Annotated in this window: 26 protein-coding genes and 1 tRNA gene; 11 read left to right on the top strand and 16 right to left on the bottom strand. The window is 65.0% G+C overall.

Translation table 11 applies throughout. The annotated features are described in order from the left end of the window. Positions 1-44 precede the first annotated feature (44 nt). Complete coding sequence (locus tag BM171_RS12030) at positions 45-2,246, top strand: PAS domain-containing hybrid sensor histidine kinase/response regulator (RefSeq protein WP_245760251.1); 2,202 nt, start codon at positions 45-47, stop codon at positions 2,244-2,246. A 33-nt stretch (positions 2,247-2,279) separates the two neighbouring features. Here the strand turns inward: BM171_RS12030 and BM171_RS12035 are convergent, their stop codons facing one another. From BM171_RS12035 to BM171_RS12060, 6 genes are read right to left on the bottom strand one after another with little or no spacing between them, the layout of a single operon-like run. After that, positions 2,280-3,449 carry a molybdopterin molybdotransferase MoeA gene (locus tag BM171_RS12035; protein ID WP_093012506.1) on the bottom strand — a complete coding sequence of 390 codons (1,170 nt, stop codon included), beginning with the start codon at positions 3,447-3,449 and terminating at the stop codon, positions 2,280-2,282. Beyond that, entirely contained in the window at positions 3,446-3,925 is a 480-nt protein-coding gene (gene moaC / locus BM171_RS12040) for a cyclic pyranopterin monophosphate synthase MoaC (protein ID WP_093012509.1), read from the bottom strand. The genes BM171_RS12035 and moaC overlap by 4 nt, the downstream gene beginning before the upstream one ends. Before the next feature lie 3 nt (positions 3,926-3,928). Then, a complete protein-coding gene (trpC, locus tag BM171_RS12045; RefSeq protein WP_093012512.1) occupies positions 3,929-4,729 on the bottom strand; it encodes an indole-3-glycerol phosphate synthase TrpC in 801 nt (266 codons plus the stop codon). After that, positions 4,726-5,379: a uracil-DNA glycosylase gene (locus BM171_RS12050; RefSeq protein ID WP_093012515.1), complete on the bottom strand. Its 654-nt coding sequence runs from the start codon at positions 5,377-5,379 to the stop codon at positions 4,726-4,728. Before BM171_RS12050 ends, trpC begins: the two co-directional genes overlap by 4 nt. Beyond that, positions 5,376-6,389, bottom strand: a complete 1,014-nt coding sequence (gene trpD, locus BM171_RS12055) for an anthranilate phosphoribosyltransferase (protein WP_093012517.1) — start codon at positions 6,387-6,389, stop codon at positions 5,376-5,378. Before trpD ends, BM171_RS12050 begins: the two co-directional genes overlap by 4 nt. After that, positions 6,386-6,967: an anthranilate synthase component II gene (locus BM171_RS12060; protein WP_093012520.1), complete on the bottom strand. Its 582-nt coding sequence runs from the start codon at positions 6,965-6,967 to the stop codon at positions 6,386-6,388. The genes trpD and BM171_RS12060 overlap by 4 nt, the downstream gene beginning before the upstream one ends. Positions 6,968-7,152: 185 nt before the next feature. Here BM171_RS12060 and BM171_RS12065 point away from each other — a divergent pair, with 185 nt between their 5' ends. Then, on the top strand, positions 7,153-8,583 hold the full coding sequence (locus BM171_RS12065) for a divergent polysaccharide deacteylase family protein (RefSeq protein WP_093012523.1): 1,431 nt from the start codon (positions 7,153-7,155) through the stop codon (positions 8,581-8,583). A 3-nt stretch (positions 8,584-8,586) separates the two neighbouring features. Here the strand turns inward: BM171_RS12065 and BM171_RS12070 are convergent, their stop codons facing one another. The 3 genes from BM171_RS12070 to BM171_RS12075 form a co-directional block, all read right to left on the bottom strand. Beyond that, complete coding sequence (locus tag BM171_RS12070) at positions 8,587-9,240, bottom strand: DUF1638 domain-containing protein (protein WP_093012526.1); 654 nt, start codon at positions 9,238-9,240, stop codon at positions 8,587-8,589. Continuing rightward, positions 9,212-9,385 carry a hypothetical protein gene (locus BM171_RS18935; protein ID WP_172974967.1) on the bottom strand — a complete coding sequence of 58 codons (174 nt, stop codon included), beginning with the start codon at positions 9,383-9,385 and terminating at the stop codon, positions 9,212-9,214. The genes BM171_RS12070 and BM171_RS18935 overlap by 29 nt, the downstream gene beginning before the upstream one ends. Positions 9,386-9,486: 101 nt before the next feature. Continuing rightward, positions 9,487-10,191, bottom strand: coding sequence for a corrinoid protein (locus tag BM171_RS12075; protein ID WP_093012529.1), 705 nt, complete (start codon positions 10,189-10,191; stop codon positions 9,487-9,489). 190 nt (positions 10,192-10,381) lie between these two features. Between BM171_RS12075 and BM171_RS12080 the strand changes: the two genes are divergently transcribed. After that, the gene (locus BM171_RS12080) at positions 10,382-11,467 is read left to right on the top strand and encodes a PA0069 family radical SAM protein (RefSeq protein WP_093012532.1); all 1,086 of its coding nucleotides are present in this window, start codon (positions 10,382-10,384) and stop codon (positions 11,465-11,467) included. A gap of 5 nt (positions 11,468-11,472) precedes the next feature. Here BM171_RS12080 and bmt read toward each other — a convergent pair whose 3' ends face one another. After that, on the bottom strand, positions 11,473-12,492 hold the full coding sequence (bmt, locus tag BM171_RS12085) for a betaine--homocysteine S-methyltransferase (RefSeq protein WP_093012535.1): 1,020 nt from the start codon (positions 12,490-12,492) through the stop codon (positions 11,473-11,475). 136 nt (positions 12,493-12,628) lie between these two features. Then, positions 12,629-12,943, bottom strand: coding sequence for a DUF1476 domain-containing protein (locus tag BM171_RS12090; RefSeq protein WP_093012538.1), 315 nt, complete (start codon positions 12,941-12,943; stop codon positions 12,629-12,631). A 171-nt stretch (positions 12,944-13,114) separates the two neighbouring features. Here BM171_RS12090 and purC point away from each other — a divergent pair, with 171 nt between their 5' ends. The 5 genes from purC to BM171_RS12115 all read left to right on the top strand — a co-directional run bounded on the left by purC (position 13,115) and on the right by BM171_RS12115 (position 17,982). Next, on the top strand, positions 13,115-13,873 hold the full coding sequence (purC, locus tag BM171_RS12095) for a phosphoribosylaminoimidazolesuccinocarboxamide synthase (RefSeq protein WP_093012541.1): 759 nt from the start codon (positions 13,115-13,117) through the stop codon (positions 13,871-13,873). Positions 13,874-13,944: 71 nt separating this feature from the next. Next, the gene (gene purS / locus BM171_RS12100) at positions 13,945-14,175 is read left to right on the top strand and encodes a phosphoribosylformylglycinamidine synthase subunit PurS (RefSeq protein WP_093012544.1); all 231 of its coding nucleotides are present in this window, start codon (positions 13,945-13,947) and stop codon (positions 14,173-14,175) included. Then, the gene (gene purQ / locus BM171_RS12105) at positions 14,175-14,843 is read left to right on the top strand and encodes a phosphoribosylformylglycinamidine synthase subunit PurQ (RefSeq protein WP_093012547.1); all 669 of its coding nucleotides are present in this window, start codon (positions 14,175-14,177) and stop codon (positions 14,841-14,843) included. The genes purS and purQ overlap by 1 nt, the downstream gene beginning before the upstream one ends. 36 nt (positions 14,844-14,879) lie before the next feature. After that, positions 14,880-16,637 (top strand): sensor histidine kinase, encoded by a 1,758-nt coding sequence (locus BM171_RS12110; RefSeq protein ID WP_093012550.1) that lies wholly within the window; start codon positions 14,880-14,882, stop codon positions 16,635-16,637. Between the two features lie 7 nt (positions 16,638-16,644). Beyond that, positions 16,645-17,982 (top strand): sigma-54-dependent transcriptional regulator, encoded by a 1,338-nt coding sequence (locus BM171_RS12115; protein ID WP_093012553.1) that lies wholly within the window; start codon positions 16,645-16,647, stop codon positions 17,980-17,982. A gap of 64 nt (positions 17,983-18,046) precedes the next feature. Here BM171_RS12115 and BM171_RS12120 read toward each other — a convergent pair whose 3' ends face one another. Together BM171_RS12120 and rocF are read right to left on the bottom strand one after the other, a co-directional pair. Further along, entirely contained in the window at positions 18,047-19,105 is a 1,059-nt protein-coding gene (locus BM171_RS12120) for an ornithine cyclodeaminase (protein WP_093012557.1), read from the bottom strand. A gap of 8 nt (positions 19,106-19,113) precedes the next feature. Then, a complete protein-coding gene (gene rocF / locus BM171_RS12125) occupies positions 19,114-20,037 on the bottom strand; it encodes an arginase (RefSeq protein WP_093012560.1) in 924 nt (307 codons plus the stop codon). Positions 20,038-20,155: 118 nt separating this feature from the next. Between rocF and BM171_RS12130 the strand changes: the two genes are divergently transcribed. Further along, entirely contained in the window at positions 20,156-20,599 is a 444-nt protein-coding gene (locus BM171_RS12130) for an Lrp/AsnC family transcriptional regulator (protein WP_093012562.1), read from the top strand. On the opposite strand, the gene BM171_RS12135 is transcribed toward BM171_RS12130, so the two are convergent. Further along, complete coding sequence (locus BM171_RS12135; protein WP_245760252.1) at positions 20,584-21,030, bottom strand: disulfide bond formation protein B; 447 nt, start codon at positions 21,028-21,030, stop codon at positions 20,584-20,586. The two genes, BM171_RS12130 and BM171_RS12135, sit on opposite strands and share 16 nt — an antisense overlap. Before the next feature lie 8 nt (positions 21,031-21,038). Further along, complete coding sequence (locus BM171_RS12140; protein WP_093012568.1) at positions 21,039-21,617, bottom strand: YqaA family protein; 579 nt, start codon at positions 21,615-21,617, stop codon at positions 21,039-21,041. A 108-nt stretch (positions 21,618-21,725) separates the two neighbouring features. Here BM171_RS12140 and BM171_RS12145 point away from each other — a divergent pair. After that, a tRNA-Leu gene (locus BM171_RS12145) sits at positions 21,726-21,811 on the top strand. Between the two features lie 220 nt (positions 21,812-22,031). Beyond that, complete coding sequence (locus BM171_RS12150) at positions 22,032-22,460, top strand: GFA family protein (protein WP_217646705.1); 429 nt, start codon at positions 22,032-22,034, stop codon at positions 22,458-22,460. Between the two features lie 50 nt (positions 22,461-22,510). Here the strand turns inward: BM171_RS12150 and BM171_RS12155 are convergent, their stop codons facing one another. Next, complete coding sequence (locus tag BM171_RS12155) at positions 22,511-23,755, bottom strand: sensor histidine kinase (RefSeq protein ID WP_093012574.1); 1,245 nt, start codon at positions 23,753-23,755, stop codon at positions 22,511-22,513. Positions 23,756-23,852: the final 97 nt, after the last annotated feature.

The following is a 23,852-nucleotide window of genomic DNA, read 5'->3' on the forward strand; positions in this document are numbered from 1 at the left end:
TCATGGTCGGCAGCGGGCGGGCCCTCTCGCATCGGGACACCTGGTTGCTCCTTGCGGCGGCGTCTCTGATCGTCGCGGGCTCGGCGCTTGCGCTGACGACTGCTGCGATGCCCGCGCCTTTCTGGCTATGGGCACCCGCGATCCCCGCGCTTCTCCTGTGGATCTACCGGCATCGAGGTGCATTGTCGCCCGAGGCCCGCCTTGTCGCGTTCATAGCCGAGGATCCGGTTGCCTGCCTGCTGACCGATAAGCGCGGGCGGATCGTGTTGGCCAACCGGGTGGCCCGAGAAACGATGGCGGCCATTCCCGAAATTCCGCTGCGCGACGTCATCGCCGTGGCGGCTGGCCCTTTCGACGTCGATACCATGATCGCCGCGGCGGATGCCAAAGGCCGCGATGTCGCGCGGCTCGATGCCCAGGATATGAGCTACATCGTGTCCGCGCGTGTCATCGGACCTCGCCTTCTTTGGCGGTTCGATCCGCTTCCCATGTCGAATACAAGCGTGCCAATCCTGTCTGTCGGCCGGCGCGGCGCGATCCTGTCGATGAACCGTGCAGCGCGGGACCTGATCGGACAGCGGCCTCGCAATACCGGTCAGCTCGTGGCGGATCCGCCGATCGACGTGGACCGGATCTATCGCATCAAGACGCGGGACGGGCCGCGCGATATGCAGGTCTCGATTCTCAACGAGGCGCCGGGCCGCCGCGAGATCGCGCTCCTCGAGATCGAGGAGGCGTCAAGCATCTCCGCGGATCGCTCGGAGAACGTGCCCGTTGCGATGCTGAAACTGCGGCAGGACGGCACGATCATCTCCGCGACCGAAGCCGCGCGCGCGCTGCTCGGACATGACGACGTCGACGACACGCCGCTCGCCCGCTACATGGAGGGGCTTGGCCGTGCCATCCCGGATTGGCTGGCGGAAGCCGCGAAAAACGCCGGCGTGCCCAAGGCAGAGTTTCTGAGGCTGACGCGCGAGGATCGTGAAGCCTTCGTGCAAGTCACGCTCAGCCGCGTCGTGGAAGATCGTCGCACCATACTGATCGCCGTCATGCACGATGCGACGGAGTTCAAGTCGCTCGAGGCGCAGTTCAACCAAAGCCAGAAAATGCAGGCCATCGGGGAACTCGCCGGTGGTATCGCACATGATTTCAACAATGTTCTCACCGCGATTTCAGGGCATTGCGAGTTGATGCTGATGCGTCATGATCCGGGCGATCCGGATTACGCGGACCTCGTGCAAATCGACGAGAACACCAATCGCGCGGCGGGCCTTGTAGGGCAGCTTCTGGCGTTCTCGCGCAAGCAGACCCTACGCCCGACGATGCTGGATCTGCGTGAGCTTCTGGCCGATCTCGCGCATCTGCTCAACCGGCTGGTTGGCGAGAACCTGCAGCTCATCCTTTTACACGATCCTCTTCTGCCGCCCGTCCGGGGCGACCGGCGCAAGCTCGAACAGGTCATCATGAACCTCGTCGTCAATGCGCGTGACGCAATGGAAGCTGGCGGCGATATCGTCGTCTCAACCGAGGAGCTTTACCTGGAGGCACCGCTGCGACGCGATGGCGCAACAGTGCCCGAGGGTCGCTACGCCGTGATCCGGGTCAGCGATCGCGGCTGCGGTATCGCGGAGGACAAGCTCGGCAAGATCTTCGAGCCGTTCTATACGACCAAAAGCCTCGGGAAAGGCACGGGTCTTGGCCTCTCGACCGCCTACGGCATCGTCAAGCAGACGGGCGGGTTCATCTTCGCAGATTCGGAAGAGGGGATCGGGACGACCTTCACGCTCTACTTGCCTGCCTTCGAGGGCGAGCACGCCGAGATTGTCGAGCCGGATCCGCTGCAAACATCCAAATTCGCGCAGCCGACGGGCGGCGTCATACTTCTTGTCGAGGATGAAGCGCCGGTCAGGGCCTTCGCCAGCCGCGCGCTGACGCTTAGCGGCTATACAGTGATCGAGGCGGAACATGCGGCCGCCGCGCTCGAATTGCTTCAGGATCCCTCGTTTATGGTCGATCTCGTCGTCTCGGACGTTCTCATGCCGGGTCTCGATGGTCCGACCTGGATCGAGAAGGCGCGCGAGACACGGCCTACACTCCCGGTCGTCTTCGTGTCGGGCTATGCCGAGGATGCGCTGCACCGCGCGTCGGGTGCGCTCGAGAATTCTGCCTTCCTGCAAAAGCCGTTTTCGCTGAAAGCGCTTGCTGAGTCCGTGGCCGTGATGCTTGCCGACCGACGTGCGGATTAGCGATGGCTGCAGCCAAGCGCGCTTAACACCGGGTCAGCCGATGTGCAGCACGTCAACCTCGGAACCCGCGTTGCGCGCAGGATCATGTGGCGGTCGAATGACCAGGGCATCGGCCTGGCTCAGCACCGAAAGAAGGCTGGAATCCTGCCGCTCAAGGACGCGTACCCCATCCGCGCTGATTTTCGCGCGCATGTAATGCTCGCGCGGGCCGTTGGCTTCAATCGCCTCTGAGATCGGCAGCGTGATCCGGGGCGCGGGCGCGGCAGGCAGTCCCTGCATGGCGCGAAGAACCGGCGCGACGAAGACATGGCCACACACCATCGCGGAGACCGGATTACCCGGAAGCCCGATCATCATCGCCGCGCCAAGCCGCCCAGCCATCAGTGGTTTTCCCGGGCGCATAGCGACCTTGTAGAATGCGCGCTCGAGACCGGCTTCGCCCGACACCGCCGCAACGAGGTCATGATCGCCGACCGAAGCGCCGCCAACGGTGATCACAAGGTCCGCATCACCCACAAGGTCCAGCACGGCGCCAAGCGCCGCGCGCGTATCCCGAGCGATGGGCAGGAGCCGAACCTCTGCACCTTCTGCCTCGAACAGCGCAGCCAAGCCGTAAGTGTTCGACGCGATGATCTGGTCGGTGCCAGGCATCTCTCCGGGGCTAACAAGCTCGTCGCCTGTCGCGATGATGGCCACGCGGGGTTTCCGGGCGACCACCGGAGCGGCGACGTTCATCGAGGCCAGAAGCGCGATATCGCTCGGGGAGAGCCGGCGCGGTGCGGTGAGCCGCGCGCCAGCCAGGAAATCCGTGCCGGACGGCCGGATATGAGATCCGGGCGGGGAGGTCTCGGTGATGCGGATCTCGTCGCCGTCGCGCTCGACGTCCTCCTGGATCACGACGCGATCCGCGCCATCAGGCACGGGCGCGCCGGTAAAGATCCGCACCGCTTCGCCGGCGAAAAGCGCGCGCGCGAAACGATGGCCGGCCGCTGCCTCTCCGACAACACGCAATACCGTGCCGCTCTCGCCCTCGGCTGTTGCGTATCCATCCATTGCCGACGCGGGAAAGGGCGGCTGATCCCGCGTCGCCACGACATCCTGCGCCAGCACGCGGCCCGCCGCCTCCCGCAAGGATACGGTCTCTGCGGCCGAGCGCGGGGTCAGCTCGAACAGCGCTTCAAGCGCCGCCGCGACGGAGATCACGGTGCCTCGTAGCGGCCCGATTTGCCGCCATCCTTGAGGGCGACATGCACGCCGCCGATCTCCATGCCTTTGTCGACCGCCTTGACCATGTCGTAGATCGTCAGCGCGGCGGTCGACACGGCGGTCAGCGCCTCCATTTCCACGCCGGTCTGGCCAGTGGTCTTGACCGTAGCCTCGATCCTGAGGCCGGGCAGATCCGCGTCCGGCGAGATCTCGACCGACACCTTGGTGATCGGCAAGGGATGGCAGAGCGGGATCAGCTCGGGCGTCTTCTTCGCGCCCATGATCCCGGCAAGCCGTGCAACCCCGATCACGTCGCCCTTCTTGGCGCGCCCTTCGGTGATCATCTCAAAGGTTTCGGGGGCCATGCGGACCCAGCCGCGCGCTACCGCGATGCGCGCCGTCGTCGCCTTGTCCGAGACATCGACCATATGCGCGTCGCCCTTGGCGTCAAAATGCGTGAGCCCGCCTGACATCGCTCAGGCCACCGGATCCGCAAGAAGGCGCGCGGTGGCTGCCTCCACATTGTCTTCGCGCATCAGGCTCTCGCCCACGAGGAAGGAGCGCACGCCCGCCTCTGCCATTTCGGCGAGGTGAGCGGGCGTGGACAGCCCCGATTCCGAGACGACCAGCGCATCCTCAGGCATCGCCTTGGCGAGCCGGCGCGTCGTCTCGAGCGATGTCTCGAACGTGTGCAGATCGCGGTTGTTCACGCCGATGAGCCGTGACTTGAGGCGCAGCGCGCGGTCCAGCTCGTCCTCGTTATGCACTTCGATCAGGACGTCCATGCCCCAATCCAGCGCGACGGCCTCGAGCTCGGCGGCCTGGCCATCCTCAAGCGAGGCCATGATCAGAAGAATGCAATCGGCGTGCAGCGAGCGCGCTTCGACCACCTGGTACGGATCGTAGATGAAGTCCTTGCGCAGAGCGGGCAGGCGGGTCGCGTTCCGCGCCTGGCTGAGATAGGGCTTTGCGCCTTTGAAGCTCGGCATGTCGGTCAGGACCGAGAGGCACGTCGCGCCGCCGCGTTCATAGGCTTCGGCCAGCGCGGCTGGATCGAAATCGTCGCGGATGAGACCCTTGGACGGCGAGGCCTTCTTCACCTCCGCAATGAGCCCGTAGCCAGCGCCCTGCGCGGTCCTGAGGCTTTCTGCGAAGGGGCGCAGCTCGGAGGCGTTCTTCGCCGCTTCCTCGACGAGGTCGAGCGGCATGGTCGCCTTGTCGGCGGCGATCTCCTGAAGCTTGTAGGCCTTGATCTTGTCCAGAATGGTCTCTGTCATGTCCTCGTCCAGTTGATTTCGGGTTCGCCTCGTGACGTAAGCCAAGCGTTGATCCGCGAAAAGGGCCGCGAGCCGAAAAAGCCCCGACGCGCCGAAAGTGGCGAGGGATGCGGCGCGGTCAGGATAAGGTGGTCCGAGCCGCGAATGAAGGGCTGGAATGCCTGTGCTTGCGCGCCCCAGAGCACGAAGGCGCGGGGCCGATCCGAGAGCCGCGTGAGGATCTCTTCAGTCAGCCGCTGCCAGCCGAGCCTCCGGTGCCCGCCCGCGTCGCCTGCAGGGACCGACAGCGCGGTGTTGAGAAGGAGGACGCCTTCTTCAGCCCACCCTGAAAGGTCTCCCTCGTCTCGCCGCACACCAAGGTCGCCCTCCAACTCTTTGAAAATGTTGCGAAGTGAGCGGGGCAGGGGGCGCGTGCCAGCCGTCACCGAAAATGCCAGCCCGTTGGCGTGGCCCGGGGTCGGATAGGGATCTTGCCCGAGGATCACGGCGCGGATGCTCTCTGGCGGGCTCTCCTCCAGCGCTGCGAAGCGCAACTCAGCCGGTGGCAGGATCAGCCGATCCTCCGCCTCGAGTTGTGCCGCGATCCGGGGCCAGTCCTTTGCAAAGAAATCCAGATGCGCCCAGTCGCGCGGGATGGCAGGCGCGCTCACGCTTGGCTCAGCCGCGCCAGCGCCTCAACCCGCGCCTTCGCTGCGCCGCTATCGAGCGCTTCAGCCGCCATCGCCGCGCCTTCGCGAAGGTCGCCCGCGCGCTCCGCGACGAGAAGCGCGGCTGCGGAGTTCAGAAGAACCGCATCTCGATACGCGCCGGGCGCACCGTCGAGAAGCGCGCGGAAGGCCTTGCCGTTCTCTTCCGGCGTACCGCCCAGAATGGCCTCGAACGGATGCTCGGACAGGCCCGCATCTTCGGGATGGATGTCGAACTCGGTGATCGCGCCGTCTTTCAGCTCGGCGACATAGCTCTCGCCGGCGATGGAAAGCTCGTCCGTCCCGTCGCCGCCGTGGACAAGCCAGGCCGCTTCAGAGCCAAGGCCCATCAGCGTCTCCGCCATCGGCCGGATCATCGCGCGCGAGAATGCACCTGTGAGTTGCCGTTTCACCCCCGCCGGGTTGGTGAGCGGGCCGAGGATATTGAAGATGGTGCGGGTGCCGAGCTCCATCCGCGTCGGACCGACATGGGCCATCGCCGGGTGGTGCATCGGCGCCATCATGAAGCAGATGCCGGCGTCCTTCAGGATCGCGCCGACGCGGTCGGCCTCGACCATCACGTTGACGCCCATCTGCGTCAGGGCATCGGCGGACCCGGATCTGGACGAGAGGTTCCGGTTGCCGTGCTTTGCCACGGTCACCCCCGCGCCAGCGACAACGAAGGCCGTCGCGGTGGAGATGTTGAGCGTGCCTTTGCCATCGCCACCAGTGCCGACGATGTCCATCGCGCCTTCGGGCGCGGTCACCTTGTGGCACTTGGCGCGCATGACGCGGGCGGCGGCGGTGTATTCGGCGACGCTCTCTCCTCGCGTACGCAAGGCCATGAGGAACCCGCCGATCTGCGACGGTGTCGCCTCGCCCTCGAAGAGAAGCGTGAAGGCGCGGTCGGCTTCTTCGGGCGTCAGCGGACGCTCGGCGGCGGCGCCGATCAGCGCTTTCATCCCGTCGCTCATGCGGGCACCGGAAGAAGATCGGTGAAATTCTTCAGCAGCTTGTGACCATGCTGGGAGGCGATGCTTTCGGGGTGGAACTGCACCCCGTGGATCGGCAGCGTCTTGTGCGAGAGCCCCATGATCGTTCCATCCTCGAGCGATGCCGTCACCTCGAGGCAGTCGGGCAGTCCGTCGCGCGAGACGACGAGGCTGTGATAGCGCGTCGCCTCGAAGGGCGACGGCAGGCCAGCAAAGACCCCGCCCCCTTCATGCGTGATCCGTCCCATCTTGCCGTGCACGATCTCCGAATGCCGCTGCACGGTTCCGCCGAAGGCCTGGCCGATGGTCTGATGACCAAGACACACGCCCATGAGCGGCGTTCCGGTTTCTGCGGCGGCGTGGGTCAGCGCAAGACAGATCCCGGCCTGATCCGGATCGCAGGGGCCGGGCGACAGAAGGATGCCCGCGGGGTTCATCGCCATCGCCTCCTGCACGTTGAGTGCATCGTTGCGGCGCACGACGACCTCGCTGCCCAGTTCCCCGAGATAATGCACGAGGTTGTAGGTGAAGCTGTCGTAATTATCGATCAGGAGGAGCATTTTCTGGCCTGTTTCCGGCGGTTTCACTGTGCCAAGGGGCTGGTCCGGGCGGGTCTCTATCGCGTATAGATGGGCCGAGTGGCCCGAGGAGGTCAAGGGCGCGCGGCCAGCTGCCGTATGCCGTTCCTCGTAGAAGGCCACAGCGATCAGACGGCCCGAGCGGGCCTGGAACGAAGGGGCAGGCAATGGCACGCGGATTTCTGGCAGGCGCAGCGACGGGCCTGATCGTTTCGGTCGGGGCGGCTGCGGGGATTTCTCTCAATATGGGATATCCAGAGCTTCCGGCGGGGCTGATGCCCGAGCCTCAGGTCGATGATGCTGGGAGCGGCGATGTCGCTGCGCCCGAGGCGGGCACATCGGAGACCGCGGCCCCCGGCGAAGACGCCGCGCCGGAACTAACGGGCGACACTGCTGGCCTCGCCGCGCCGACCGAGGGCGATACGGTTCCCGAGAGCCTCGAGACCGAAAGCGGCTCGGCGCCGGAAGTTGCAGAAGCGGAAGCCGGTCTTGACGCACCTGCGCCCGATGCCGCGCCCGAGGGCTTCGAGGCGTCGGAGGATCAGCCAGTCGATGCCGCGCCCGACACCTCCAGCCCCGAAGCGCCGGGGGTCGAAAGCGAGCCGTCGATTTCAACCGATCCTGCCCAGCCGCCCGCGCCCGACGTGACCGAGGAGACGCCCGGTCTCGATCAGCCCGCAGCCGCAGACGCAGACGAGGCCGACACGGCGGAAACGGAGGAGGCTCCGGCGGAAGATGCCGCACCCGCGCCCGAGGCCGAAGACGACATCGCCGCGCCGACCCCGCCAGAGCCCGACAGCGAACGGCCCAGCATCGGCACGCCCGCAACCTCGCTCACCGATCGCGAGGACGGGGCACGCAGCACGCGCCTGCCCTCCATCGGTGCCGACGAGGAGAGCGACACGAGCGAAGCTGCAAGCGAAGCGCCGCCCGTGCGCCGGTTCGCCGCCGACGCTCAAGTGGAAGAGGGCACGCCGCGCCTTGCCATCGTGCTCATCGACGACGGTTCCGGACCTCTTGGACCCGCAGCGCTCGAAGCGTTCCCCTTCGCCGTCACCTTCGCGGTTGACCCGACCGCCGAGGATGCCGCCGAGCGGATGCGCGGCTATCGCGAGCGCGGGTTCGAGGTCATGGCCTTGGCCGATGTGCCGGATGGCGCTGCCGCAAGCGACGTTGAAGTGACGCTCGAAGCCTCTCTCCGAGCGGTGCCCGAAGCGGTCGGTATTCTCGAAGCGCCGGGCGGCGGGCTGCAGGGATCTCGTGATGTGACCGAACAGGTGGCCGACTACCTCGCCGCGTCAGGTCACGGGCTCGTCATGCAAGGGCAGGGGCTCAACACCGCCGCCTCGCTCGCGCGGCGTGAAGGCGTGCCCTCCGGCTCGGTCTTCCGGGATTTCGACGGCGACGGTCAGGACCCGGCCATGCAACGGCGGCTCCTCGATCGCGCGGCGATGCGGGCGAGCCAGGACGGCGCGGTGATCGCGCTCGGACGGCTCAGGGCCGATACGGTCTCCGCGCTGCTGCTCTGGGGTCTGCAGGACCGCGCGAACGAACTGGCGCTCGTGCCGGTCTCCGCGGTGATCTCGGTCGAGGAGTAAGGCTCAGGCGCGGGCCCAGCTCTTGAGCGTCGCGCCCAGATCGCCATATCCCGTGGCGCGCCGCTCGAAGGCAAGGCCAAGCCGGTCCGCGCAGGCCCGCGCCGTTTCGGTCAAGTCGGGATCGTCCGTCTGCGCGAGATAGACAAGTTTCTCGTAATGGCCGAAATACATCTCGAGCAGCTCCGGATGCCGGTCGAGGCCGAGCGGCTTCCAGACGAAGGCATCGAATTGCCGTCCAAGAAAATCGGTGAGGTAGAAGGCGGTGATCTCGTCCCGCGCCGCGAATTCCGCGTTGCCCTCGAAGAAACTGTAGCAATGCGGGCCGGGCACCATCTCGACGCCCATCTCGGCGCAAGCGGTCTCAAGCTGCCCGCCGGTGCCGCAATCGCCGTAGACCACGAAGATGCGCGCATAGTCGGACTCCGCTTTCGCGACGGCTTCGCGGACGGCTGGAGTTATCTTTTCGGGGTGATTGTGAAGGATCGCCGGAAGGCAGCGCAGATCCATGTGGTCCCAGCCGTTCCGGGCCTTGAGATCGAGTATTTCCCGCGCAAGCGCCCCGCAGGCGATAAGAAGGATACGGCCTCCCGAGGCCGTGTCGAACCCTTCATCGCGCAGTTGCGTGTCGTCAGGTGTGGCTGTCGTCAAAGGGCACATGGCCCAGCCCCCAACGCAGGGCCAAGACGAGGACGATCAGGACCGGCATCACGGCGAGCAGTCCGAAGGCGCTCATCGCCCAAACGGTCAGCGCCGCGGCGGCAATGACCAGCAGGATGGTGAGTGCGAAGGATGTCACAGGCATGATTGCTCCTTTCCCTGCCATCAATATGGGCCGCATATGCGGAAAGGAAAAGCCCCCACCTTGATGGCAGGGGCCTTATGCGACTGAAGGTCACTTTAAGGTCAGCCAACCGCGCGCTGGTTGTGGCGGCGCTGGATGAACTCCTTCGCCATGTCCACCGCGACGGCCGCATCGCGGCAATATCCGTCGGCGCCGATGGCCTGCCCGAATTCCTCGTTGAGCGGCGCGCCGCCGACGAGAACGATGTAGTCGTCGCGGATGCCCTGTTCCTTCATCGTGTCGATCACGACCTTCATGTAAGGCATCGTGGTGGTCAGCAGTGCCGACATGCCGAGGATGTCCGGCTGTTCCCGCTCGAGCGCCTCGAGATATTCCTCGACGGGGTTGTTGATGCCGAGATCGACCACTTCAAAGCCCGCGCCTTCCATCATCATGGAAACGAGGTTCTTGCCGATATCGTGGATGTCGCCCTTCACGGTGCCGATGACCATCTTGCCCATCTTGGGCGCGCCGGTTTCGGCGAGGAGCGGCTTCAGGATCGCCATCCCGGCCTTCATCGCGTTCGCCGCGAGCAGCACTTCGGGCACGAAGAGGATGCCGTCCCGGAAGTCCCGGCCGACAATGGTCATGCCTGCGACAAGCGCCTCGGTGAGAATTCGGTAGGGCTCCCAGCCGCGCTCCAGCAGGATGTTGACGCCCTCCTCGATCTCTTCCTTGAGCCCGTCGTAAAGGTCGTCGTGCATCTGCGGCACAAGCTCTTCGTCGGGCAGTTCGGAGAGGATCAGATCGTCTTCTTCATCAGACATGGAGGTATCCTTTGCCTTCGGGCGCCGCGAACGCGGCACCGCATTGATGGCGAGCTATGTGGCTTTTCGCCACGTAACAATCGCCAGATTGCGACATGGTTCGATCCACGACCGACGCGGCTTTCATGCCTGTGTCGCTCGAATCCGTGTCGAGGTTGAAAGTGTTCCCGTTCCGTTCTAATTTTTCGTTATGGGACGTTTCGAAACCGATATCGAGGCCGATGCGCGACGAGGCCGCGGAGCCGCCAGCCGGGATACCGGCCGGTTCGAGCGGCTGTCGCGCGCAGATTCGCATGATGGCTGGGACATCGCCGAGGAGGTGCGCCAGATCCGCACCGAGGTTTCGGAAGAAAGCCCTCGCAGCCTCGTCAACTACGTCCGCTCGCCCGACATTCCGTTCGACCGGAGCATCAATCCCTACCGCGGCTGCGAGCATGGCTGCATCTACTGTTTTGCGCGCCCAAGCCACGCTTATCTCGGGCTGTCGCCCGGTCTCGACTTCGAAACCCGGCTCGTCGCCCGACCGGGTGCGCCAGAGGTTCTCGACCGAGAGTTGCGCGCCAAGTCCTACGAGGTCGCGCCCATCGCCATCGGCACGAATACCGATCCCTATCAGCCGATCGAGAAAGAGCGCGGGATCATGCGCGCCTGCCTCGAGGTGCTGCGCGCCCACCGCCATCCGGTCGCCATCGTCACCAAGGGCACGCTGATCGAGCGAGACATCGACATCCTGTCGGACATGGCGTCGGAAGGTCTGGCGCGGGTCGGCATCTCGGTGACGACGCTCGACCGCGATCTCGCGCGCCGGATGGAGCCGCGCGTGCCGGCTCCAGCGCGTCGCCTGCACGCGATCCGCCGACTGACGCAGGCGGGCATTCCCGTGCGCCTCATGGTTTCTCCGGTCGTGCCCGCGCTGACCGATCCCGAGATCGAACGCATTCTCGAAGCAGGGGCGGAGGCCGGTGCGGATGCGGCGAGCTGGATCATGCTGCGCCTGCCGCACGAAGTGGCGCCGCTCTGGCAGGACTGGCTCGAGGTGCATTACCCGGACAGCGCCGCCCGCGTGATGGCGCGCCTGCGCGAGATGCATGGCGGAAAGGTCTATTCGTCCACATGGCACAAGCGCATGCGCGGCGAGGGGCATTACGCCGAAATCATCGCGCGCCGCTTCAAGCTCGCGGCACGTCGCCACGGGCTCGACCGGCCGACCCAGCCGCTGCGGACCGATCTTTTCGCTCCGCCGCCGCGCGCGGGGGATCAATTGTCGTTGTTCTAGCTTCATCAGCCCCGGCGGCGGCGACGTCCGGTGCTCCGGCGCGGCTCGCCGTCTCCCTCTCCAGTGCCGTCGCTATCCGAGGAAAAGCCGCCGATCTTCTCGGCAATCTCTTCAAGGCTCGGGCGCTCGCCGCGTGGACGCGTCTCCAGCGCCTCGCGCATGTGGCGCAGATGGTCGGGCATGGTGCCGCAGCACCCGCCGATGATCGTGGCGCCCGCATCGCGTGCCATGACCGCGTAATCGGCCATCAACTCGGGTGTGCCGTCGTAGTGGATATGGCCGTCGACGAAACGCGGGATTCCTGCATTGCCCTTGGCGATGACCGGCCGCTCGGGTCCTGCGGCGGAGAAGCCGAGCACGGTCCGCAAAAGATCCGATGCGCCGACACCGCAATTGGCGCCGAAGGCGAGGGGCGGGTTTGGCAGACCCTCGACGAGCGTGACCATGTCCTGCGAGGTCAGTCCCATCATCGTGCGCCCCGCCGTGTCGAAGCTCATCGTGCCGCACCAGGGCATGCCTGCGAGCGCGAAGGCCTCGGCGGCGGCCTTGAACTCCTCGGGCGCGCTGATCGTTTCCACCCAGAGCACGTCGGCGCCGCCCTCCTTCAGACCTTCGGCCTGTTCGTGGAACATCTCGACCGCGCTTTCGTGCGAAAGACTGCCGACCGGCTGCATGATCTCGCCCGTCGGTCCGACCGAGCCCGCGACGACGACCGGACGCCCGGCCTTGTCCGCGACCTCTCGGGCCAGCTCCGCCGCGATGCGCGAGAATTCCCGCGCGCGATCCTGTGCGTCGTGCAGCTTCAGACGTGATGCGTTCGCGCCGAAGGAGTTGGTGAGAAACAGGTCCGATCCCGCATCGACCGCGCCCTGGTAAAGCGCGCGGATCTTCTCCGGCTCGTCGATGTTCCAGAATTCCGGCGCATCCCCGGAAGAGAGCCCCATGTTGAACAGGTTCGTGCCGGTCGCCCCGTCGGCGAGAAGCCAGTCGCGGTCCTGCAGAAGGGCGGAGAGTGCGTCGGACATGAATGCGGATCCTTTGGTCGCGCGAAATCTATGGCGCGCTGATGCCCGATCCGCCGAGGTGACGCAAATTCATAATGTTCAAGACGATTATGAGGCCGGGCCTGGGCGGCCTGGCCCCTATTAACCGTGACCCGGTTCAGTTCTCTTCGACGAGTTGCGCTTTGGCCTGAGCCAGACATTCGGCCATCTTCGCGCGAATCTCGTCGGGGTTCGATTTGTCGCCAAGATCGCCCGCGACCTTCCGAACGACATCCTCGTGACCTGCTTCCTCGAAATCTGCCTTCACGACTTCGCGGGCATAGGCGTCCGCTTCGTCGCCCGACAGGCCCAGCTTTTCCGCCGCCCAGAGGCCGAGCAGCTTGTTGCGTCGTGCCTCGGCGCGAAACTTCATCTCCTCGTCATGGGCGAACTTGTTTTCAAACGCGTTCTCGCGATCGTTGAACGTGGTCATTTCGTGTCCCTTCGCAGTGCCAGATCTCGCGCAGACGGTAGGCAAGCGCGCCCGCCGCCGCAAGCGCCGGCTGCGCTGCTGCTTGCGGGATTACGGCCCTTGGACTAAAGGTCGCGCATCACGCGCGGGGCGCTTGCCCGGCGCGATTCCTGTTTTTGGGAAAGGGGCCAGATGGCACGCCGCAAGAAGATCTACGAGGGCAAGGCGAAGGTTCTGTACGAAGGGCCGCGTCCGGGCACGATCGTGCAGTATTTCAAGGACGACGCCACCGCCTTCAACGCCGAGAAGAAGGACGTGATCGATGGCAAGGGCGTTCTGAACAACCGGCTGTCGGAATTCTTCATGACCGGCCTCAACCAGATCGGCGTGCCCACCCACTTCATCGAGCGGATCAACATGCGCGAGCAACTCGTGCGCTCCTGCGAGATCATCCCGCTCGAGGTGGTGGTGCGGAACGTCGCGGCCGGCTCCATGTCGAAGCGGCTCGGCATCGAGGAAGGCACCCAGCTTTCGCGCCCGATCGTAGAATATTACTACAAGGACGACGCGCTCGGTGATCCGCTCGTCACCGAAGAGCATATCGCGGCGTTCGGCTGGGCCAGCCAGCAGGACATGGACGACATCCTGAGCCTCGCGCTCCGCGTCAACGACTTCATGTCGGGTGTCATGCTCGCCGTCGGCATCAAGCTTGTCGACTTCAAGATCGAGATCGGCCGCGTATTCGAGGGCGACTTCCAGCGTCTCGTCGTCGCCGACGAGATCTCGCCCGACAGCTGCCGGCTTTGGGACATGGAAACGGGTCAGAAGCTCGACAAGGACGTGTTCCGCCGCGATCTCGGCAACTTGGCCGACGCCTATACCGAAGTGGCGCGCCGGCTTGGCGTGATGCCGAAGAACCAGGGCGTGACCAAGCCGACGCTCATCAACTAGCGAAGGGCCTGGTCGGCCTTTCAGAACGCACGACGCAACGCCGCGCAGGGCGCGGCCGAAGGAGACAGGCGATGAAGGCACGGGTGCACGTGATGTTGAAAGAGGGCGTTCTCGACCCTCAGGGCGAGGCGGTGCGCCACGCGCTTGACTCGCTCGGATTCGACGGGGTCGAGGGCGTGCGCCAGGGCAAGGTCATCGAGCTCGATCTCGCGGACGGCACCTCCGAGGCGCGGATCGGCGAGATGTGCGAGAAGCTCCTCGCAAACACCGTGATCGAAAGCTACCGGATCGAGGTGCTGTGATGCGCGCCGCGGTCCTCGTCTTTCCCGGCTCCAACTGTGATCGCGATCTCGCCACGGCCTTTCGCGCGGCGGGGTTCGAGACCGACATGGTCTGGCACAAGGACACGAGCCTGCCGGACGGCGTGGACATTGTCGGCGTGCCGGGCGGGTTCTCTTACGGGGACTACCTCCGCTGCGGAGCCATCGCCGCCAATTCCCCGATCTGCCGGGCGCTCGCGGCCCATGCCGAGCGGGGCGGTTTCGTCTTCGGCCCCTGCAACGGCTTCCAGATCCTGACCGAGACCGGCCTTCTGCCGGGGGCGCTTCTGCGGAATGCCGGGCTGAAATACATCTGCCGGACCGTGCCGTTGATCGTGGCAGAGCAGGACAGCGTCTTTACCCGTGGTTATGCGCCCGGCGAGGAGATCCGCATCCCGATCGCACATCACGACGGCAATTACTTTGCCGATACCGATACGCTCGACCGCCTAGAGGGCGAGGGGCTGGTGGCGTTCCGCTATGCCGAGAACCCCAACGGCTCGCAACGTGACATCGCGGGCATTCTCTCGCCCAATCGCCGGGTGCTCGGCATGATGCCGCATCCCGAACGCGCGGCCGATGCCGGGCACGGCGGCACCGACGGTCAGCGTCTTTTCGCGCATCTGACAGAGGCTCTGGCCGCTGCCTGACTTGTGGCGCGCTGGTGCGAGCCGTAAGTTGGACCAATGACGGAGACGTCCCAGGATACCGAAGGCCGGGCAGGCCCGCTGTCGTGGCGCGTGCGCGTCGCGCTTCTGGGGCTGTTCGCCGCGGCGGTGGCGACGATCTGGGTGACGAATTCGCTCCTGACCGACCGGTTCACCGAAACCACCCGCAACCGCGCCGAGCTGCGCCTCGCGCTCTACAGCGGCAACCTTCTCAGCGAGCTTCGGCGCAACTCGATCGTGCCTCAGCTCCTGGCTCGTGACCCCGCGCTTATCAATGCGCTCAATACAGGCGATTTCAGCCAGTCGACGCAGCGCCTTATCTCCTTCGTCGAGGAGATCGGCGCGGCCTCGCTGATGCTGCTCGACAGTCAGGGGCGCACGGTCGCGGCCACGGATCGCAACAGGCTTGGCGAGACCCATCGCAACGCCGCCTATTTCGTCGAGGCGCAGCGCTCGTCATCGACCGTCTTCAACGCGATCCGCAACGAGGTCTCAAGCTACACCTTCACCTATTCCCGCCGGATCGAGAGCCAGGGTGCGGTGATCGGGGTAATTGTCGTCGAGGCTGATCTGGCGAAGTTCGAGCGGTCCTGGGCAGGGATTTCGGACGCGGTGCTGGTGACGGACAGCGAAGGCAATATCATCCTGGCCACGGAACCGAAGTGGAGGGGCCTCAGCATCAGCGAGGCGCTGGCACGCCAGCCTGCCGACAGCGCCATCGAACGCGCGATCCAGGCCACGACCGATTGGACCGCCCTTCCGGCGGACGCATACGTGGGCGGGCAGGCGGTGATGCGGATCGACGGGCGCATCCCGTTTCGCGGCTGGTCCATCACCTCCTTCACCACCTACCAGAGCGTGCGCGAACGGGTGAACGCGGTCCTCGCGCTCGAGATCATGGGTTTCGCGATTCTTGCCGCGCTCGCCTTCTACGCGCTCTCACGCAAGACCGCGCTCAGGATGGCGCTCTTCCAGCGCGAGAGCCGCGAGCTGCGGCAGCTCAACGTGCGTCTCCAGCGCGAGATCGCCGAGCGGGAGCGTGTGCAGGAGAACCTCGCCGTGGCCGAGCAGACGCTCGCCCAGAGCTCCAAGCTCGCCGCGCTTGGCGAGATGTCGGCCGCCGTGAGCCATGAGCTCAACCAGCCGCTCGCGGCGATGCGGACCTATCTTGCCGGTGCGCGGCTTCTGCTGCGCCGCAACCGGCCGGACGAGGCGCTGACGGCCTTCCACCGGATTGACGACCTGATCGAGCGGATGGGTGCGATCACGCGCCAGCTCAAATCCTATGCGCGCAAAGGGCAGGCGGAATTCTCGCCTGTCGACATGGGGGAGGCGGTCAATTCCGCCCTCTCCATGATGGAGCCGCAGCTCAAGGCGCGGCAGGTCCGCATCAGCCGCATCCTGCCCGAAGGCGAGGTCCGCGTTATGGGCGACCGGATGCGGATCGAGCAGGTCCTCATCAATCTCATCCGCAACGCTCTCGATGCGACCAAGACCGTTCGCAACCCGGAGATCGAGATCCTCCTGGCGCGTGGCGAGACGGCGACCCTCACCGTGCGCGACAACGGTCACGGGATCGAGGATCTCGATGCCCTGTTCGAACCATTCTACACGACCAAACAGCCAGGCGACGGCACCGGGCTCGGACTTGCGATCTCCTCGGGGATCGTCAGCGACCTCGGTGGACGCCTGACAGCACGGAACGCCGAGGGCGGCGGGGCCGTTTTCGAAATGCAACTGCCGATCATGGCGGAAGATACTCAAGCCGCGGAATAGAACAACAATGGCACAGGCTATGAAAATCGCGATCGTCGACGACGAAAAGGACATGCGGCAGTCGATCAGCCAATGGCTGGCACTGTCGGGCTACGATACCGAAAGCTTCGGCAGTGCCGAAGACGCGCTGAAGACGCTCGGCGCGAATTATCCCGGTATCGTCATCACGGACATCAAGATGCCGGGGATGGACGGAATCCAGCTTCTCAAAAAGCTCATGGGCCTCGACAGTGCGTTGCCGGTCATCATGATCACCGGCCACGGCGATGTTCCGATGGCGGTCGAGGCGATGCGGATCGGTGCGTTCGACTTTCTCGAAAAGCCGTTCAATCCCGACCGCATGTCCGAGCTTGCCAAGAAGGCGACCGCGGCGCGGCGGCTGACGCTCGACAACCGGCAACTCCGCAAGGAGCTGTCCGATGGCGGGCAGATCATGCAGAAGCTCATCGGCCAGTCGCCTGCGATGGAGCGGCTGCGTGAAGACATCCTCGATCTCGGCCAGGCCGATGGGCACGTGCTGATCGAAGGCGGGACGGGCACCGGCAAGACGCTGGTCGCCCATGCGTTGCACGCCGTGGGGAGCCGGGCGGGCAAGCGTTTCGTTCTTCTGCCTTGCGCGGCGATGGACGAGGCGGCGCTGATGAAGCGGCTCTTCGGGCCGATGGATCCCGATGACAGCCGCCTTCCGGCCATCGAAGAAGCGCGGGGCGGCACGCTTGTTCTCGAGGATATCGAAAGCCTGACGGACGGCGCGCAGGCGCGGCTTCTGTCGGTCATCAATGATCAGGGCAATCCGCCGGAGACTCGGATCGTGGCGATCTGCAACCTTCAGGACGAGGGCAAGACCTGCGAGACGGCGCTGCGCTCGGATCTCTTTTATCGATTGGCGGCGCTGCGGATCACCGTGCCGCCGCTCCGCCAGCGGGGCGAGGACATCCTTACGCTTTTCACGCGGCTGTCCGAGCAATATGCGGATGAGTATGGCTGCGATGCCCCCCAGGTCTCCGCCCAGGAAGCCGCGCAGCTCTTGCAGGCGCCGTGGCCGGGAAACGTGCGTCAGCTCATCAACCTCGCCGAGCGCGCGGTCCTGCAATCGCGGCGCGGGACGGGCACCATCGCCTCGCTCCTGATGAACGATCACGAGGACATGCAGCCGGTCATGACCACCGAGGGCAAGCCGCTGAAGGAATACGTGGAAGCCTTCGAGCGGATGCTCATCGATAACACGATGCGGCGTCACAAAGGGTCGATCTCGAGCGTTATGGACGAGCTCTGTCTGCCGCGCCGGACGCTGAACGAGAAGATGGCGAAGTACGGCCTTCAGCGGTCGGATTATCTGGACTGAGGCATCGACGCCTCGCTCGAGCGCCTGCCCTCCCAACCGGGCAGGCGCTCCTTTCGTCACTCACTCAGGCAGCCACCTCCGGTGCCGCGCGCATCAGCATCCCGTAAAGATCCCTCGGATCATCCGGATCCGCCAGAAGATCGAGCGGCGTGAAAAAGCGCGTCCCCTCGATCGCGTTCCGCACGAAGCGCAGCGCCGAGAAATCCTCGATCGCGAAGCCGACGCTGTCAAAGAGCGTGACCTGCGCCTCTGACGTTCGCCCTTCGGCATTGCCAGCCATGACCTGCCAAAGCTCCGTCACCGGATGATCGGGATCGAGCTGCTGGATTTCGCCTTCGATCCGGGTCTGCTCAGGATATTCCACGAAGATCGACGCGCGTTGCAGGATACCCGGCGCAAGCTCCGTCTTGCCGGGGCAATCGCCGCCGATCGCGTTCACATGCACGCCGCTGCCCACCATGTTGTCCGACAGGATCGTGGCATATTGCTTGTCCGCGGTGCAGGTCGTCAGGATGTCCGCGCCTTCGATGGCCGCTTCCGCACTCTCGCACGGCACAACGCGCAGACCGCTGCCCGCGAGGTTCCGCGCGCATTTCGCCGTCGCGGCGGGGTCGATATCGTAAAGCCTAACTTCCTCGAGCCCGACCATCGCCTTCATCGCAAGGCTCTGGAACTCGGCCTGAGCGCCGTTACCGATCATCGCCATCACCCTTGCATCCTTTGGTGCGAGGTACTTGGCAGCCACGCCCGACATCGCCGCCGTGCGGAGCGCGGTGAGGAGCGTCATCTCGGTCAGAAGCTTCGGATACCCGGTATAGACATCCGCCAGAAGACCGAAGGCCGTCACGGTTTGCAGCCCTTCGCTGGTGTTCTTGGGATGCCCGTTCACGTATTTGAACCCATACATCTCGCCATCCGAGGTCGGCATCAGCTCGATCACGCCCACATCGCTGTGGTAGGCGACACGCGGGGTCTTGTCGAAGCTTTCCCAGCGCAGGAAATCCTCTTCGATATGCGCGGCGAGCCCGCGCAGCGTGGCCTCGATGCCCAGGTGATGGACGAGCCCCATCATGTGATCGACGGAGACGAATGGCACGAGGGCCTTGTCGGAGGGTTGGGTCATGAGGGGCCTCACAGCATGCGTTGAGTGGGACGGTCGAAGACGCGGCGGCCGAGCGCGGAGGCGGCAAGATCGACCATGAGCTGCGCGGTGCGCCCGCGCTCATCGAGCATCGGGTTAAGCTCGACCAGGTCGAGCGACGTCATCAGGCCGCTGTCATGGATCATCTCCATCGCCAGATGCCCCTCGCGCACGGTCGCGCCGCCGGGCACGGTCGTACCCACGGCCGGGGCGACCGCCGGATCGAGAAAATCGACGTCGAGCGAGACATGTAGCGCCCCGCCGGCTTCCGCGACGCGGTTCAGGAAAGCCGCAAGCGGCTTGCGGATGCCGTCTTCATCGATGTCGCGCATATCGGCCCGGGCCACTCCGGCCGCGTCGATGGCGTCACGCTCCGGCCCGTCGACGGAGCGCAGCCCGATGATGCAGACATTCTCGGGCGCGACCGGAGCCGCCACTTCGGGAAAGCCCTCGAACCCATCGCGCCCCGTCGCATAGGCGAGGGGGGTGCCATGCAGGTTGCCGCTTTCGGTTGTCTTGAGCGTATGAAAATCTGCATGGGCGTCGAGCCAGAGCACGAATTGCGGCCGTCCCTCGCGCGCCGCATGTGCGGCGACGCCCGGCACCGTCCCGAGCGAGAGCGCATGGTCGCCGCCCATGAAGATCGGCAGTCCGCGCGTCATGGCCGCCTCGGCTTCGCGGATCAGCGCCTGCGTCCAGCCGACCGTTTCGGGCAGGGAATAGAGATGCGGATGCGCAGGCAGGTCCACAGCCTCGGGCGTGAGGTTGCCGAGATCGACAACGTCGTGACCAAGATCCCGCAGCGCGCCGGGCAGCCGCGCGGAGCGGTAGGCGTCCGGTCCCATCAGGCAGCCCGCGCCGCGTTTGCCGGAATCGACCGGTGCACCCACAAGAAGGATCGTCTTCGCGCTCATGAAAGCCTCGCCTTGTTGGAACTCCTCTTGAAGTATGCGGCGATTTGCGAAGGATGAAAGCGATCAAAGTGAACGATCTGAGAGATAAGTCTCCGAAACGGATCTGAAAGCCGCCGAAATGGATGCGACCGACCGCGATATTCTCGCCGCCTTGCGCCGCGATGCGCGTATTTCCTTTTCAGACCTTGCCGCCGCGCTCGGGCTCTCGCGCACGACCGTGCGCGCGCGCGTCGAGCGGATGCGTGAAGACGGCCGTATCCTCGGCTTTACCGTGGTCTTGAAAGAGGACGCCGCGCGCGATCCCGTGCGCGCGCTCATGATGATCGGGATCGAGGGGCGTGGGACCGACCGTGTGCTCCGTCAGCTCGGCGGCCTGCCCGAAGTGCGCGGGCTGCATTCCACCAATGGCCGGTGGGACGTGATTGCCGAGCTTGGCACGCCGGATCTCGAGACGCTCGACGCCGTGCTCAACAATATCCGCGCGATGGACGGTGTTGCGACCTCGGAGACGTCGCTGCTCCTGTCGACCAAGCGCGGCTCGGGTGCTCAGCTGCGGCGGTAGGCGGCGATCCAGAGACCGGCGAGAACCAGCGAGGCAATCATGTTCCAGCTCGCCATCGAGAGCGTCAGGAATTCCCACGCGATCTCGTCGCAGCGCGTCACCGGCGCGTTCATGATCTGATCCATGAGCGCATCGGTCGAAAGACCGTCGATGGAGCTCGAGGTGCAGGTCGTCGGGCCTTCCCACCACCCGCGCTCGACGCCGGTATGGTAAAGACCGAGCCCCGCCGTGGTCAGCGCCGCGATCGCACCCACCAGCGCCACGGCACGACTCTTGATGCCGATGGCGATGAGCCCGAGCACGATGGCCGCCACATGCGGGTAGCGCTGCCAATAGCAGAGTTTGCAGGGCGGCAGACCGCCCAGATACTGAAACCCGAGCGCCGCGATCAGAAGCGCGGCAGAACCTCCGGCGGCGAGGGCGATGAGCATGTTCCGTGTCATACGAACCGCAGAACCATGAAGCCGCCGATGAGCGCAACGCAGAAAAGCGTGAAGACGAGACCAAGCCGCCGCTCGATGAAATCGCGGATCGGATCGCCGAAGGCGTAGAGCAGCCCCGCCACGATGAAGAACCGCGCCGCCCGGGCAATGATCGCGGAAAGGATGAAGGGCACGATCGGCATCGCGGTCCATCCCGACATGATCGTGATGACCTTGAACGGGAAGGGCGTCAGACCCGCGAACAGCACCGCCCAGACGCCGTATTCGTTGAACTTGGCGTTGAACGCCGCCATCGAGTCGCCCTTGCCGAGCGCTTCGAGCACCGGCGCGCCGATACTGTCGTAGAAGAACGCGCCGATCACATAGCCCAGCCCCGCACCCGCGACCGAAGACACCGTGGCGATGAGCGCGATCAACCAGGCCCGGCGCGGCGCGGCGAGAATCATGGGGATCATCATTACGTCCGGCGGGATCGGAAAGACCGAGCTTTCGATGAAGGCGACAAAGGCCAGCAGCCACAGCGCGTGGGGATGCTCGGCCAGCGCCAATGTCTTGTCATAGGTCTTTCGGAGCATTCGGGGTCCCTCGGCTTCGCCGCCTCTGAGCATGGGCAAGCGCCGGGGTCAAGAACAGGCAAGATCGCATCTGGACGCGCGCGATGCCGGAAGGTAGAGCAGGACCGGGCCCAAGTGGCGGAATGGTAGACGCAGGGGATTCAAAATCCCCCGGTCGAAAGATCGTGTCGGTTCGAGTCCGACCTTGGGCACCAATCATTTCGTCGAGCTTTATCGCTGCAGCAAACGTAGGTCGCTCCGGTGACGGGCGCGTCATGGTCAATCGCGGCGATGCCCAGTTTCGGCCGAGGATATCAGCGTGACCAGCCGCACGGAGCTCAAATTGACCTTGGTCCTGCGCCCCGGTACGTCCATTCAGCGGGCGTTCATCCGAAATTGGCAGCCTCGCCACAAGCACAGTGCAAGGAGCCCGATTTGGACGGATTGGCGACAGGACAATGCCTGTGCGGCGCGGTGACCTTCCGCGTAACGGGCGAATTCGAGAGCTTCTTCCTCTGTCACTGCTCGCGCTGCCGAAAGGATAGCGGCTCGGCCCATGCGGCAAATCTGTTTTCATCCACGGCGCAGCTCGCGTGGCTGTCGGGAGAAGACGCGATCAGCGAGTTCAGGCTGCCGGGGTCCCGGCACGTGAAGTGTTTCTGCTCCAATTGCGGATCGGCGCTGCCGGTCCCTCCCGCGGATGATGGACTGCTCCTCGTTCCTGCGGGCTCGTTGGACAGCCCGATCCCGATACGGCCGGACGCGCATATTTTTGTCTCTGACCGCGCGGATTGGGACGACGACCTTGCCTCGCTTGCGAAGTTTGAAGGTCTTCCCGGTGCGGATGCCCGTTCCGGCGAGTGACCGGGCGAGCTGAGGCCGCTGCCCCGTCTACGGAAGAGTTTCGCCTTCGGTTATGACCGCGAAGCCTCGTCAATCACCGGGATTTCGAAGCGAAACGTCGTCGTTCCGTTCCCGCTCATCACCGACAGGCTGCCATTATGCGCCCGCGCGATCGAGGATGCGATATGGAGGCCGAGACCGAGCCCCGTGCTTCCGAGCTCGGAGCCGCGACGGAAAGGTTGGAACAGGACGTCCTGAACGCTTGGCGGGATCGCGTCGCCCTCGTTGACGACATCGATGGCGAGTCCCGATTGCCGATACTCGGCAGCGATCTTCACAGGTGCATCGGTCCGGCCATAGCTGATCGCGTTCGATACGAGATTGGAGATGGCTTGCGCGACGCGGGCCGGATCGCAGCTGACCGGGCGCGACAGGTCGAGATCGACGATGATCTCTTTCTCCGGGGCCGCAGCGCGCACTTCGGCGACGACATGCTCCACGGCATCTTGCAGCGCCGCGTCGGGTGTCGCCACGACGGTGATACCGCCCCCGAGACGAGACTTTGCATGGAGCATCAGGTTGTCGATCATCTCGTTCATCCGGTAGAGCGAGGCGCGCATCAGAACGAGGTAGTCGCGGCCGCGCTCTGTCAGTGGCTCCTTTGCCACCTGCCGAAGTCCGGACAGCAGGGCCGCAATGGGGTTACGCAGATCGTGACCGAGGATCGCCACGAACTCTTCCTGTGCCTGCTGCATGCGGCGTTCGTGTTCGACCAGCATCTCTTGCGCCTCGAGCCGTTCCTCGGTCTCGAGACTCCGCCCGATCAGGTCTGCGAACATCTGGAGCATCGCGACCGAACGGGGATTGTCGACGTCCTTCGGGTCGGTATCGATCGCACAGAGCGTCCCGAAAAAGCTGCCGTCGCTGCGGAAGATCGGAGCCGATGCGTAGCTGACGATGCCGAAGGCCGCGGCGATCGGATGCCCTTTGTAGACTGCATCGGTCGTGGCGTTGCCGAAGACGACCATCTCGGAGGTGTCGCGGACCGTCTGGCAGAAGGTCGATTCGATGGGGATTTCGTCTCCGGCTGCGATACCGAACTTGACCTCGTCGACGGTCCGGCAGGCCACCCACCTGTCGGCGGTCACGCGTGCAACCCCGGCGAACCGCATATTCGTGGCCAGCATCACCGTATCGAGGATCGTTCCGATCATATTGCTGCTTGCAAGCAACTCGATATCGGCTTGGAAGTCGTGCGCCCCCGCGAGAAATGTCGCGTGGTCCTGCATCTTGGTCGTCGAGGTCTGCGCGCTCATCAACTACGCCTACAAAAACTCAAAAAAGACAGCCGTGCGTCGGGCGGAAAGACACGAACGCGTTATACACGAAAACGCGCGTGGAACAGAGAGCCTT

The organism is Roseivivax halotolerans, from assembly GCF_900115815.1.
GTDB lineage: Bacteria > Pseudomonadota > Alphaproteobacteria > Rhodobacterales > Rhodobacteraceae > Roseivivax > Roseivivax halotolerans.

Bases quoted from the DNA above. Each gene is read 5' to 3' on its own strand.
- moaC (WP_093012509.1), bottom strand. From the start codon at position 3,925: ATGTCAGGCGGGCTCACGCATTTTGACGCCAAGGGCGACGCGCATATG.
- trpC (WP_093012512.1), bottom strand. From the start codon at position 4,729: ATGACAGAGACCATTCTGGACAAGATCAAGGCCTACAAGCTTCAGGAG.
- trpD (WP_093012517.1), bottom strand. From the start codon at position 6,389: ATGAGCGACGGGATGAAAGCGCTGATCGGCGCCGCCGCCGAGCGTCCG.
- BM171_RS12060 (WP_093012520.1), bottom strand. From the start codon at position 6,967: ATGCTCCTCCTGATCGATAATTACGACAGCTTCACCTACAACCTCGTG.
- BM171_RS12065 (WP_093012523.1), top strand. From the start codon at position 7,153: ATGGCACGCGGATTTCTGGCAGGCGCAGCGACGGGCCTGATCGTTTCG.
- BM171_RS12070 (WP_093012526.1), bottom strand. From the start codon at position 9,240: ATGTGCCCTTTGACGACAGCCACACCTGACGACACGCAACTGCGCGAT.
- BM171_RS18935 (WP_172974967.1), bottom strand. From the start codon at position 9,385: ATGCCTGTGACATCCTTCGCACTCACCATCCTGCTGGTCATTGCCGCC.
- BM171_RS12075 (WP_093012529.1), bottom strand. From the start codon at position 10,191: ATGTCTGATGAAGAAGACGATCTGATCCTCTCCGAACTGCCCGACGAA.
- BM171_RS12080 (WP_093012532.1), top strand. From the start codon at position 10,382: ATGGGACGTTTCGAAACCGATATCGAGGCCGATGCGCGACGAGGCCGC.
- bmt (WP_093012535.1), bottom strand. From the start codon at position 12,492: ATGTCCGACGCACTCTCCGCCCTTCTGCAGGACCGCGACTGGCTTCTC.
- BM171_RS12090 (WP_093012538.1), bottom strand. From the start codon at position 12,943: ATGACCACGTTCAACGATCGCGAGAACGCGTTTGAAAACAAGTTCGCC.
- purC (WP_093012541.1), top strand. From the start codon at position 13,115: ATGGCACGCCGCAAGAAGATCTACGAGGGCAAGGCGAAGGTTCTGTAC.
- purS (WP_093012544.1), top strand. From the start codon at position 13,945: ATGAAGGCACGGGTGCACGTGATGTTGAAAGAGGGCGTTCTCGACCCT.
- purQ (WP_093012547.1), top strand. From the start codon at position 14,175: ATGCGCGCCGCGGTCCTCGTCTTTCCCGGCTCCAACTGTGATCGCGAT.
- BM171_RS12110 (WP_093012550.1), top strand. From the start codon at position 14,880: ATGACGGAGACGTCCCAGGATACCGAAGGCCGGGCAGGCCCGCTGTCG.
- BM171_RS12115 (WP_093012553.1), top strand. From the start codon at position 16,645: ATGGCACAGGCTATGAAAATCGCGATCGTCGACGACGAAAAGGACATG.
- BM171_RS12120 (WP_093012557.1), bottom strand. From the start codon at position 19,105: ATGACCCAACCCTCCGACAAGGCCCTCGTGCCATTCGTCTCCGTCGAT.
- rocF (WP_093012560.1), bottom strand. From the start codon at position 20,037: ATGAGCGCGAAGACGATCCTTCTTGTGGGTGCACCGGTCGATTCCGGC.
- BM171_RS12130 (WP_093012562.1), top strand. From the start codon at position 20,156: ATGGATGCGACCGACCGCGATATTCTCGCCGCCTTGCGCCGCGATGCG.
- BM171_RS12135 (WP_245760252.1), bottom strand. From the start codon at position 21,030: ATGCTCATCGCCCTCGCCGCCGGAGGTTCTGCCGCGCTTCTGATCGCG.
- BM171_RS12140 (WP_093012568.1), bottom strand. From the start codon at position 21,617: ATGCTCCGAAAGACCTATGACAAGACATTGGCGCTGGCCGAGCATCCC.
- BM171_RS12155 (WP_093012574.1), bottom strand. From the start codon at position 23,755: ATGAGCGCGCAGACCTCGACGACCAAGATGCAGGACCACGCGACATTT.